Origin of the sequence: uncultured Boseongicola sp. (genome assembly GCF_937988555.1) — a bacterium.
Taxonomy (GTDB): Bacteria; Pseudomonadota; Alphaproteobacteria; order Rhodobacterales; family Rhodobacteraceae; genus Boseongicola.
The window spans coordinates 1-10,479 of record NZ_CALJXO010000382.1 but is presented as its reverse complement, the minus strand read 5'-3'; the positions used below and the strand labels follow the sequence as shown (position 1 = coordinate 10,479).

The 10,479-nt window shown below is 55.9% G+C and carries 12 protein-coding genes and 1 pseudogene; 7 read left to right on the top strand and 6 right to left on the bottom strand.

Translation table 11 applies throughout. The features are described from left to right. Window positions 1-26: 26 nt before the first annotated feature. Window positions 27-1,268, bottom strand: coding sequence for an FAD-binding oxidoreductase (locus Q1B15_RS22755; protein WP_299758421.1), 1,242 nt, complete (start codon window positions 1,266-1,268; stop codon window positions 27-29). Window positions 1,269-1,416: 148 nt separating this feature from the next. Further along, window positions 1,417-1,986: a DUF882 domain-containing protein gene (locus Q1B15_RS22750; protein ID WP_299758419.1), complete on the bottom strand. Its 570-nt coding sequence runs from the start codon at window positions 1,984-1,986 to the stop codon at window positions 1,417-1,419. Between the two features lie 359 nt (window positions 1,987-2,345). Between Q1B15_RS22750 and Q1B15_RS22745 the strand changes: the two genes are divergently transcribed. The 5 genes from Q1B15_RS22745 (at window position 2,346) to Q1B15_RS22725 (ending at window position 6,945) form a co-directional block, all read left to right on the top strand. Then, window positions 2,346-3,899 carry a L,D-transpeptidase family protein gene (locus Q1B15_RS22745; RefSeq protein ID WP_299758417.1) on the top strand — a complete coding sequence of 518 codons (1,554 nt, stop codon included), beginning with the start codon at window positions 2,346-2,348 and terminating at the stop codon, window positions 3,897-3,899. A gap of 25 nt (window positions 3,900-3,924) precedes the next feature. Continuing rightward, a complete protein-coding gene (gene lpxD / locus Q1B15_RS22740) occupies window positions 3,925-5,016 on the top strand; it encodes a UDP-3-O-(3-hydroxymyristoyl)glucosamine N-acyltransferase (protein WP_299758415.1) in 1,092 nt (363 codons plus the stop codon). Window positions 5,017-5,048: 32 nt separating this feature from the next. Continuing rightward, a complete protein-coding gene (locus Q1B15_RS22735; protein ID WP_299758413.1) occupies window positions 5,049-5,315 on the top strand; it encodes an acyl carrier protein in 267 nt (88 codons plus the stop codon). Next, window positions 5,316-6,524: a beta-ketoacyl-[acyl-carrier-protein] synthase family protein gene (locus Q1B15_RS22730; RefSeq protein WP_299758411.1), complete on the top strand. Its 1,209-nt coding sequence runs from the start codon at window positions 5,316-5,318 to the stop codon at window positions 6,522-6,524. 109 nt (window positions 6,525-6,633) lie between these two features. Next, window positions 6,634-6,945: a hypothetical protein gene (locus tag Q1B15_RS22725; RefSeq protein WP_299758410.1), complete on the top strand. Its 312-nt coding sequence runs from the start codon at window positions 6,634-6,636 to the stop codon at window positions 6,943-6,945. On the opposite strand, the gene Q1B15_RS22720 is transcribed toward Q1B15_RS22725, so the two are convergent. From Q1B15_RS22720 to Q1B15_RS22710, 4 genes are all read right to left on the bottom strand, one after another. After that, window positions 6,942-7,355, bottom strand: coding sequence for a Fur family transcriptional regulator (locus Q1B15_RS22720; RefSeq protein ID WP_299758408.1), 414 nt, complete (start codon window positions 7,353-7,355; stop codon window positions 6,942-6,944). The genes Q1B15_RS22725 and Q1B15_RS22720 overlap by 4 nt on opposite strands. A gap of 63 nt (window positions 7,356-7,418) precedes the next feature. Beyond that, complete coding sequence (locus Q1B15_RS22715) at window positions 7,419-7,994, bottom strand: PhzF family phenazine biosynthesis protein (RefSeq protein WP_299758406.1); 576 nt, start codon at window positions 7,992-7,994, stop codon at window positions 7,419-7,421. Then, the gene (locus Q1B15_RS23605) at window positions 7,991-8,272 is read right to left on the bottom strand and encodes a PhzF family phenazine biosynthesis isomerase (protein WP_366141770.1); all 282 of its coding nucleotides are present in this window, start codon (window positions 8,270-8,272) and stop codon (window positions 7,991-7,993) included. Before Q1B15_RS23605 ends, Q1B15_RS22715 begins: the two co-directional genes overlap by 4 nt. Before the next feature lie 9 nt (window positions 8,273-8,281). Then, the gene (locus tag Q1B15_RS22710) at window positions 8,282-9,529 is read right to left on the bottom strand and encodes a sodium:proton antiporter (protein ID WP_299758404.1); all 1,248 of its coding nucleotides are present in this window, start codon (window positions 9,527-9,529) and stop codon (window positions 8,282-8,284) included. A 421-nt stretch (window positions 9,530-9,950) separates the two neighbouring features. Between Q1B15_RS22710 and Q1B15_RS22705 the strand changes: the two genes are divergently transcribed. Both Q1B15_RS22705 and Q1B15_RS23600 read left to right on the top strand, forming a co-directional pair. Then, complete coding sequence (locus Q1B15_RS22705) at window positions 9,951-10,280, top strand: DMT family transporter (protein WP_299758402.1); 330 nt, start codon at window positions 9,951-9,953, stop codon at window positions 10,278-10,280. Continuing rightward, a pseudogene (locus Q1B15_RS23600) lies at window positions 10,243-10,479 on the top strand (EamA/RhaT family transporter); the annotation flags it as partial. The gene Q1B15_RS22705 and the pseudogene Q1B15_RS23600, both read left to right, overlap by 38 nt.

The following is a 10,479-nucleotide window of genomic DNA, read 5'->3' as shown; positions in this document are numbered from 1 at the left end:
GGTCCAGTATCGTACCCGCACAAAGACTAAATGATCGCACGTTCTAGGTAGGGTGCATTGTTTACAATCCGCTCGAAGTGAAACGGGCTGAGGTCAAGGTTCTGGTAGGCGCCGTAGGTGAGCCATTCGGCCGTTCCACGTCCCATCGCGGGCGATTGCTGCAAGCCGTGGCCGGAAAATCCGTTCAGGAATACGAAATTCCCGATCTCGGGGTGCGGACCGATGATTGCGTTATGATCAAAGACGTTCATCGAATAATGCCCAGTCCATTCGGAGATGACTTTGACGGCCTCGAACTGTGGGATGCGCGTGGCTATGGTGGGCCAGATGTGATCCTGCCAGATCGCGTGATCCATCTCGAAGTCGTCGACGTCGACCGCCGGGTCGATGGCAGTGTGGCCACCGCATTGGTAGGTGCCGCCTCCGTTTTCACGCACATGGACGCCGGAGGGGTCGATGGTAAGCGGTAGGTCCTGATCTATAGGGTGTTCGGCCTTGAAGACCCACGAATACCGTTTGCGAGGTTCAATCGGTAGGTCGACGCCTATCATGGCGGCCGTGCGCGCGGCGCGGGGGCCCGAAGCATTTACGAGCTGGCCGCAGGAGATTGTCTCGCCGGATGCGAGTGTTACGCCGTCGACGCGGGTTCCGTTCGGGTTCTTGGTGATCGCGACGACTTCGTTGCCGATATAGTCAACGCCGCGCTCGATGGCCTGGCGTCTCCACCAGGAGAAAACGGTCGCACCGTCCCAGTAGCCTTCGTTCACACGATTGATTGAACCGAGGATGATGTCATCGACGTTGTAGAACGGATAACGCAATTTGATCGCCTCTGCGGTGAGGAGTTCGGTGGCGGCTCCGCAGGCGAGTTGCACTTTTTGGCTTGTGCGAAGGGTGTCGGCAAAACCATCTGTGTCTGCAAGATAGAGGTAGCCGAACGACTGAATTTTGAGGTTAGGTACACGCTCATCACCACCCATACGGTCACGGACGTTGTTGATGAAGTCAGCGCCAAATTGCGAGATGCGCACGTTCAGTTCTGTGGAAAACTGCTGCCGGATACAAGAATTAGTGTGAGCCGTCGAGGCTTTTTCGATTGTAGGATCGCGTTCCACCACAAGGATCGAGCCGTTGAAATCGGGGCTTTCGGTTAGCCACCATGCGGTGGATGATCCCATGATCGCACCGCCGATGATGACGACATCGTAACTGTTTTGTCGTGGAATTTTTGGGTAGCCGTTCTTGGTCTTGGCGTCTGCAGACGGCATGGTATCTGGCTCCGAAGCGGTTTCGTCTACCGTAACCATAGCATTTAGAAGCGTTCAATCTTTGTGAACTGCTGTGAGCCAAATTTTGGTGCACACCAAAGAAAAAGGCCCGACAAAGCGGACCAGTTCAGTTAGAAATTTGGGCTTCTTAGCGGCCCCAGATCCGAACTGGACCACAGTCCATATGTACAAAGTTTGAGCGTGAGTATTTACCAACGCCGCCCGCCGAACAAGAAATTGCGGCGCGCGAGATTTGTGCAACCGAGCGACCGTTAAGGCGCAGGTCGGCGGCTTGTCCCTGCATGTGCAGAGAGTTGCGTGCGACCGCGCTTGAGCGCGAACGCAACATCGCGTTGGTTTTCGGAGAGCGGTAACCGGAGAGCATAAGGAACGGCGAGTCGGCCTCGAGCATATTGTGAGAGGCTGCAATGATGTCGACTGCACGTCTGTCGATCTTCTTGATGCCATCAGTGCGCCAGTCGCGCATGAAATGGTTCACCTCGGCCAATGCTTCAGGGATATAATCGCCTTCGATCCAGTAGATCGTGTCGATACTTTCGCCGGTGCGGCCCGAATGAAGTCGAATGCGGCGGATATCACCGGCTCCACGCAAAAAAGAAAACGCGTTGGCGAAGGTGGGTGCTGCTGTTACGGCTGTTGCGGCGAACGCGCCTAGAAGGCCGCGTCTGGATATTCCCATCGAGTGTGTCTTTGTCATCGTTGCCTACTGCGTCCCGTCTTTGGTCCCATCGGTCAAACCGACGGCAGGTGCCCATCCCCAGGCAACTTTTCTATGCCACGATCGCTTCGTTGAGGAAACAGTCATACATTGCAAAGTGAAACAATTCGTAAAAATCGGCGGAATTCTGCTTAAAAATCGATCTGTTCGGAGTGACCCATTTGCCTCTTTGATCGAGTCAAAAACCCCAAATTTACCAGATCTACAGCATTGTGAATGGACAACGACACAGCATTTGCCGAGACAGGCAAGGGGATCGGGTAACAACACTGTAAAGATTGAATGCTGCCATGACGACTATTAGAAGACTTTCGATTTGCGTATTTTTAGGTTTCTTGATGGCGCCACTTATTGTGGCACATCCGGCAAGTGCGCAGAGCCTTGCTTTTAAGCAGGCCGTTGCCGAGGCTGCTGCGCAGGATCGCGACATCGCGGCGTTCTACAAAGAAATCGGCTACAAACCGATTTGGACAAGTGCTGCACGCGGCGACAAAAAACGTCGCGAAGCCTTTCTGGCCGCCCTTGGAAACGCTTCGGCGCACGGGCTGCCACTTGATCTGTACCGACCCGACGAAATCTCAACCGCCATGCGCGCGGCGCGAACCGATCGCCAGCGTGGCGCACTTGAGGTCGAGTTGAGCCGCGTGTTCCTTGACTATGCGCGTGATGTGCAAACTGGCATTCTGACTCCCGCTCGGGTGGACGAGGGTCTTGTCCGTGAAGTTCCAATGCGTCCGCGAAAGGCGACTTTGGCGGCGTTTCACAAGTCATCCGCGAAGGGTTTTTTAAAAGCGCTACCGCCAAAAAGCCCGGAATACGCGCGATTGATGAAAGAGAAGATGCGCTTTGAAAAGCTCATCGGTCGCGGTGGTTGGGGTGACAAGGTTGCGGCGAAATCGTTGAAGCCGGGTGCGTCTAACAATTCCGTTTTGCAATTGCGCAATCGTCTGATCGCGATGGGGTATTTGTCACGTACTCCCACGAATTCCTATGACAATGCGATGGTTGCGGCGGTGAAAGCCTTCCAATCTGACCACGGGTTGCTCAACGATGGTGTTGCCGGGGCGAACACAATGGAGGCGATCAACACCACAGCCTCCACGCGCCTGAGCCAGATAGTTGTTGCTATGGAGCGTGAGCGATGGATCAATATGCCGCTTGGCAAGCGGCATATCTGGGTAAACCTTACAGACTTTCACGCGCGCATCGTCGACAACGGCAAGATCACGTTCCAGACACGCTCGGTGGTTGGGGCAAATATCGCCGAGCGGCGCACGCCGGAATTCTCGGACGTGATGGATCATATGGTTATTAATCCGACCTGGAATGTGCCACGTTCGATTGCGACAAAGGAGTATCTTCCGCTTTTGAAGGAAGATCCGTTCGCTGTTTCAAACTTGAATATCATCGATGTTCGAGGGCAGATTGTGTCGCGCGCGGAGATGGATTTCGCGGAGTACGATGAGACGAATTTCCCCTACGATCTTAAAGAGCCACCAAGCCAGGGCAATGCGCTTGGGCTTGTGAAGTTTATGTTCCCTAATCGCTACAACATCTACTTACATGACACGCCGGCAAAACAACTGTTTGGCCGGGAAAAGCGGGCTTTTAGTCATGGATGTGTGCGTCTGAACGATCCGTTCGATTTTGCCTATCAGCTTTTGGCAAAGCAGGAGCGCGATCCCCAAGGCTTTTTCAAAGCAACCCTTGCTACGCGCACGGAAAGCTTTGTGACACTGAAAGAGCCAGTACCTGTGCATCTGGTGTATCGAACAGCCTTTACCCAGGCCAAAGGCAACATTCAGTTTCGCGGCGATGTCTATGGACGGGACCTCAAGATCTGGCGTGCATTGAGCAATGCCGGGGTGGTGTTAAGTTCGGTTCGCGGCTAATTCTACGCCCTGAAAGGGGCGGCGCATGAGCTTTACTGTTTTTGAAGTCGCAACCGCGCTTGGGGCGGAGGCCTTTGGCGATGGTGATATAGTGATCACTGGCGCTTCGGAGCCTGCTTCGGCGCGTGCGAATGACCTCGCTTTAGCGATGGACCCAAAATACGCTGAAGGGCTTTCTGAGGGTGCCGCGCGGGCTGCAATCCTTTGGGATGGGGCAGATTGGCGTGCGCTTGGACTTGAGGCTGCAATCGTAGTGCCGCGGCCGCGGTATGCGATGTCCGGGCTGACGGCATTGCTTGATCGCGGGCCAGAAATTGCATTGGGCATCCACCCGTCGGCGGTTGTACACGCGACGGCTGTTATTGGCGCGAGCGCTGCGGTGGGTCCGTTGGTTGTTGTCGGGCCCCGCGTGAAAATCGGTGCTAGCGCGCGCATTGCCTCGCATGTGTCAATTGCAGAAGACACCGAAATAGGGTCGGATGCCGTGATCCATTCCGGCGCACGGATTGGCGCACGGGTCACGATCGGCGATCGGTTTATTTGCCAGCCGGGCGTAGTTATCGGCGCGGACGGGTTCAGTTTTGTCACTCCAGAAAAAAGCCGGGTCGAGGAAGCGCGGGCCTCGCTTGGCGCAAAAACCGAAGCCGTTAACCAAAGCTGGACGCGCATTCACTCGATTGGCACGGTGCATATCGGCGACGATGTCGAGATTGGTGCGAATTCCACAATTGATAGGGGCACGATCCGCGCGACAACCATCGGGGATCGCACAAAGCTCGATAATCTTGTGCATCTGGGGCATAATGTAACGGTTGGTAATGACACGCTGTTGTGTGGCCAGGTGGGTATTGCCGGGTCGACGAAGATCGGCAATCGCGTCGTGCTTGGTGGGCAGGTTGGTGTGTCAGACAACATCTTTGTAGGTGACGATGTGGTGGCTGGCGGGGCGACGAAAATAATGTCGAAAGTCCCGGCTGGCCGCGTCATTCTTGGTTATCCGGCGATGAAGATGGAACAGTATCTTGAGGCCGGACGGAACTGGCGACGATTGCCGCGCCTGATAGATGACGTAAAGGCGCTAAAGAAAGCTGTTTTAAGCGATGACAAGGATGACTAAATAACCGACACGTCTCGAAGGGCAGGAAATCAATGATTGAGAGTGTCAAAGACCGGGTGGTTCGTATTGTCGCTGAACAAGCGTTGCTTGCGCCGTCGGATGTATCGTTGGATCAAACGCTCGAGGATTTGAGCATCGATAGCATGGCTTTGGTCGAAGCGATCTTCGCAATCGAGGAAGAATTCGACATTACTGTACCGTTCAATGCAAACGAGCCTGACAAGTCCGAGTTTGATATTTCTTCTGTGGCCACGATTGTTGCGGCCGTTGAAGCGCTTATTGCCGAGCAGAAGGACTGAATGCGCCGCGTGGTTATCACCGGAGCGGGGACGATCAACCCGCTTGGCCATTCAGTTGCCGCCACCTTTGAAGCCATGCGCGAGGGTCGGTGCGGGATAGGGCCTTTGGATATTCGTGATGTTGACCGGCTTTCGATCAAGATCGGTGGGCAGGTAAAGGACTATGCCGCTGATGATCGGTTCAATCGGCAACAACAGGCGCTTTACGATCGGTTCACGCAGTTCACAATGATTGCCGCGAAAGAGGCGATTGAGCAGTCGGGGCTGGAGTTTGCGGATGATCTTTCGGCTGAAGCAGGTGTGGTTTTGGGCACCAGTGGCGGCGGCCTGACCACTCAGGACGAAAACTACCGGGCGGTCTATGAAGAGGGCAAAAATCGCGTTCATCCGTTCATTGTGCCAAAGTTGATGAACAATGCCGCAGCCAGCCATGTGTCGATGACCTGGAACCTGAAGGGGCCGTCGTTTACGGTTGCGACGGCTTGTGCCTCGTCGAACCATGCGATGGGTCAGGCGTTTTGGCTGGTGCGCAATGGTGCTGCGCGCGCGATGATCACGGGTGGTTCGGAATCTATGCTATGCTTTGGCGGTGTGAAGGCATGGGAGGGCTTGCGTGTGATGTCACGCGATGCCTGCCGGCCTTTTTCGGCCAACCGAAATGGAATGGTGCAAGGCGAGGGCGCGGGCGTTTTCGTGTTCGAGGAATACGAGCATGCCAAAGCGCGCGGCGCGAATATTCTTTGCGAAATTGTCGGATTCTCGATGACCGCGGATGCTTCGGATATTGTTATGCCATCGCAACAGGGGGCGTCTCGCGCCATAGCCGGGGCACTGCGCGACGCGAGGATTGATGCGAGCGAAGTTGAATACATCAATGCACATGGCACCGGAACGGCGGCGAACGACAAGACCGAATGTGCGGCCGTTGCCAATGTGTTTGGACGCCATGCGGACAAGGTTATGATTTCATCGACGAAATCTATGCATGGGCATCTGATCGGCGGTACCGGCGCGGTCGAGTTATTGGCCGTGGTCATGGCGTTGAAAGACGGAATTGTCGCACCGACAATCGGATATCAGGAACCTGATCCGGAGTGTGCATTGGATGTCGTGCCGAACGAGGCGCGCGAAGCAAAGGTGAAATATGCGCTGTCGAATGCGTTTGCTTTTGGCGGGCTGAACGCTGTGCTGGCCTTGAAGAAAATCTAAAATACTTTTTGAAGTTTTGCCGAAATCTGCAAACCTCGCCGTCTTTATGTCGACACCGACGACAGGAGGCGCTTATGCCCATTCAAGCACTGCGGTGGGAGCGAATGAAGTGGGGACGACAGATTGGCGGCAGATTGTGCTTCTTTATGACCGGTTGTTGGCGTTTCAGCCGACAGTCTTGGTGCGGCTTAATCGGTGTGCCCTGGTGGAGGCCGAAGCTCTGCGCGCCGCTTTGGCCGAGTTTGACGCGCTTTCGGACGAATTGGACGGCTACCGGCCCTTTCACGCGGCACGCGCAGAGGTCTTGCGTCTGTGCGGGAATGTGGACGGGGCGTCTGCCGCTTTGTGCAGCGCAATTGAATTGTCACGCAGCCTGGACGAGCAGCGGTGGCTCGCGGCGCGGCGTGGTGCGCTGTTTTAACGCTTTTTGAGCGGTACGGCGTACAGTTCAAGTCGGTGACCTTTAAGGTCATAGCCGAGCTTCTCTGCGATCTTTTCCTGAAGGGCTTCGATTTCGACGTCTACGAATTCGATGACTTCGCCTGAATGCAGGTCGATCAGGTGGTCGTGGTGATCACGATCAGCGTCTTCATAGCGTGCGCGACCGTCTCGAAAATCGAGGCGCTCAAGTATGCCCGCTTCTTCAAACAGTTTGACGGTGCGGTAGACCGTTGCAAGCGAAATCCGCGGATCGACGGCACTGGCGCGGGCGTAAAGCTCCTCGACGTCAGGGTGGTCGTCGGCCTCCTCAAGGACTGCGGCGATGGTGCGACGCTGTTCGGTTAGGCGCAGGCCCTTGGCTTCGCAGCGGTCGATGATCGTGTCGGTCATGGTGTGTTGCAGTCCCTTGTCGGACTTCCTTTCTAGGCGAAGCGACGCGGAAGGAAAAGCCCGTCAGAGCGTGAGGCCTCCCTCCATGATGCGGATGTCTTGACCTTCGACGGATACTGCGGTCGGAACGGCGTTTTCGGCCGCGACCTCTGTGGTGACTTTGCTTGGTCTACTCATCTCGGCGCCTTGGGTGATGTGGAAGGTGGCAGATAGGCCGTCGATCTGGCCGCGATATGCGGTGAGGACGGCGGCCGTACTTCCTGTGGCGGGGTCTTCTGGGATGCCACCCAGGTGCTGAAGCACGCGGGCGCGGATGTCGAAGCCATCGCGGATATAGATCAGAGTTGCAAGGCGACCGGTCCCGGGACATTCGGTTTCCCAAAAAGTATCGGCGCGGGACCTGGCCTTGGCGACAATGGTTTGGACAGCAAGTTCCACAAGGACGAAATCGGTGTCGAGACCGCCGGTAATGGGCGCGTGGTGATCGGTGCGGATTGCTTCAACGGGCAGACCGATGCAGGTAGCGAGGGCACTCATTGATTGCGCACGCGCGGTAGCAAGCGGAACACGGGTGGTAAACCGTGTTCCGCTTCCAGTGACTGTGACGAGGATCGGGTCGATGCCAAGGCCGAGGATCATTTCGGGGCCTGCGCGCCGGAGATCGCACAGAGCGATGCCCTGCCGAAGGTGGGATGGTCTGCGAATGCTAGCTCGGTAGCGGGAGTGAAAATGCGTACTTTTGCGGTGCCTTTGGGGTTTTTGGTTGGATAGGCAAACGTGGTTTCCGAGAAGTTAATTTTGCGGGCCATGAGAAGAAGCTGGCTCTCGTGCAGGGCGCTGGCGTCGGGGATGGCGGATAGCAGGTTACCACTGAAGGGCGCGTCGGTGAATACGTCATAGACATGATAGTCATTGATATTAAAGCGTTAGACCAGATCGGGTTCCCGGCCCAGACGGTTGGCGAGACGCGCGACCGTAAGACCTTGAATGACGATTGAGAAGATCACCACGATGTAGGTGAGGGCAAGGATCAGAGGTTTCCATTCGCCTTCCGGCAGCGACAATGCAAGTGCAACCGAGATGCCGCCCTTCAGCCCGCCCCAGGTCATGATCGGAATCACGCCGGGCGAAAATGTCCGAAACGGGCGCAGGATCAGGACTGGCACGGCAACGGCGATGAGGCGTGCGAAAAGCGCGAGCGCGATGGCTGCGACGCCAGCCAGCGCAATGTCCAGGGTAAAGGTGACGGCAAAAACCTCGATGCCAATAAGAAGAAACAAAACGGCGTTCAGGATTTCGTCGATGAGTTTCCAGAAGGCATCAACGTACTTTCGGGTTTCATCGGACATGCCTTTTGCGGCGCCGACGTCTCCGATCAAAAGCCCCGCGCACACCGCCATGATCGGGGCCGACACTTGGAGCCAGACCGCAAGTTGGTAGCCACCAAAAGCAAGGCCGAGGGTCAAAAGGACCTCGAGAGAATAGTCGTCGATTCGGCGCATCAGGCGGAAAGTGATCCAGCCAAGCGTGATGCCAAGAACCGCACCACCGACGGCTTCCTGAAAGAAAAGGTTCGCTGCTCCGGAAAGGCCGCCTCCGTGGTCGTCGCCGTGCGGAAAGGCGATGCCGACAAGGACAAGGAACACGACATAGCCGACACCGTCGTTGAAAAGGCTTTCGCCCGCGATCTTGGTTTCAAGGGTTTTTGGCAGCGCGGCTTCGCGCAAAACGCCAAGGACCGCGACCGGATCCGTCGGTGAGATCAGCGCGCCAAAGACGAGGGCTATGAGGATCGGCATGCCAGTCAACCAGGAAAAGACCGAGCCCACGACGAGTGTTGAAAGCCCTACGCCAATGGTCGCCATGAGGGCGACGAGGCGCCATTGTTCGTGCAAATCTGCGAGCTTGACGTGGAGGGCGCCTGCAAACAGCAAGAGCCCAAGCATGCCTTCGAGAAGCGCATCTGAGAACGCGATACCTCCGACGATACTGCGGACTTCGTCGTCGATAGTGAAGGCGGGGATGATCAGATCGAGACCGATAATGCAAAGCGAGGCGATGAGCGACACGACAAGGATGCCGATGGACGAGGGGAGTTTCAGGAATAGATAATTCACGGCTCCGAAGAGGCCCGCAAGCACGATGAGAATTGAAGTGAGTTGCAACAAATCCATGGCCGCTTGCTTAGCATACAGATTGCGCTTGGACAGGGGCGATTGGCGCAACGGCGCGCCATTGTCAGACGTCAGTCGCGGGCGCAGTCGTTGGGAAAGGTAAACAGCAGACAGTTGGGTGAATGAAAGAGCGGGACAGAATTGATGCGACAGGGATAATTGCTCTGATCGGATTTTGGCGCTGCTTGGGTTCAATCAGGCGACGATCAGGGTTGTGAATCAAGGATTGCAGCCAGTCTTTTTCGCCGGAATTCGGTCGGCTGGCTCAGTGTTATGCCAGTTGATTTGGTTTCCTGTACGGGGGCGATCCTTGGGATTGATCGGCAAAGATTCGTGGCCGGGTTTTAGATCGGAGTGATCTTCTCGGGAGAATTTATACTTTTTAAGAGCGTTGGACCTGAAATCTGTGACGCGAGGCAGTGTGACTCTATATTCAATGCCGCTTTGGTCGGCTTTGATGGCGCTTTTCTGGCTTCCCGGCGAGCGTACAACGCCTGAGAAAGTTGCTGGTCAGGGGCCTGCGTTTTTCGGTGTGGCCATTTCGATTATCTGGCGCGGCAGCGGTGACGAAGCGTCTTTGCCGGGTGATCTTCTGACGATTTTGTCGGCGTTTTGCTGGGCGGGGGAACGCTTTGGTGGCGTGGACCGGCCGGAAGGACGTCGCACCCGACCGGAAGTTGGTCTGGCAAGTATTTGTCTCGGCGCCGATCTTTATGATAGCGGCACCCTTTTTTTGCCGCTTTATCAGTGATGTACAGCCGATCCATTTGTGGGGGCTGGCGTTTCAGTTCGTGGTAATTGTGACTTTTGGCTTTTCACTTTGGCTTTGGCTTTGGTTGCTGTTGGTCTATCCGCCCGCAATCGTCGCAGCATTCAGTTTCCGGTCGCCGGTTTTCGGCGTATCTTTCGGCTGGCTGTTTTTGGATGAAGCTTTGGGACTGCCCGTGCTG

What these genes read in the sequence shown, in the direction of transcription:
- Q1B15_RS22755 (WP_299758421.1), bottom strand. Translation starts at nt 1,268, where the DNA reads ATGCCGTCTGCAGACGCCAAGACCAAGAACGGCTACCCAAAAATTCCA.
- Q1B15_RS22750 (WP_299758419.1), bottom strand. Translation starts at nt 1,986, where the DNA reads ATGACAAAGACACACTCGATGGGAATATCCAGACGCGGCCTTCTAGGC.
- Q1B15_RS22745 (WP_299758417.1), top strand. Translation starts at nt 2,346, where the DNA reads ATGGCGCCACTTATTGTGGCACATCCGGCAAGTGCGCAGAGCCTTGCT.
- lpxD (WP_299758415.1), top strand. Translation starts at nt 3,925, where the DNA reads ATGAGCTTTACTGTTTTTGAAGTCGCAACCGCGCTTGGGGCGGAGGCC.
- Q1B15_RS22735 (WP_299758413.1), top strand. Translation starts at nt 5,049, where the DNA reads ATGATTGAGAGTGTCAAAGACCGGGTGGTTCGTATTGTCGCTGAACAA.
- Q1B15_RS22730 (WP_299758411.1), top strand. Translation starts at nt 5,316, where the DNA reads ATGCGCCGCGTGGTTATCACCGGAGCGGGGACGATCAACCCGCTTGGC.
- Q1B15_RS22720 (WP_299758408.1), bottom strand. Translation starts at nt 7,355, where the DNA reads ATGACCGACACGATCATCGACCGCTGCGAAGCCAAGGGCCTGCGCCTA.
- Q1B15_RS22715 (WP_299758406.1), bottom strand. Translation starts at nt 7,994, where the DNA reads ATGATCCTCGGCCTTGGCATCGACCCGATCCTCGTCACAGTCACTGGA.
- Q1B15_RS22710 (WP_299758404.1), bottom strand. Translation starts at nt 9,529, where the DNA reads ATGGATTTGTTGCAACTCACTTCAATTCTCATCGTGCTTGCGGGCCTC.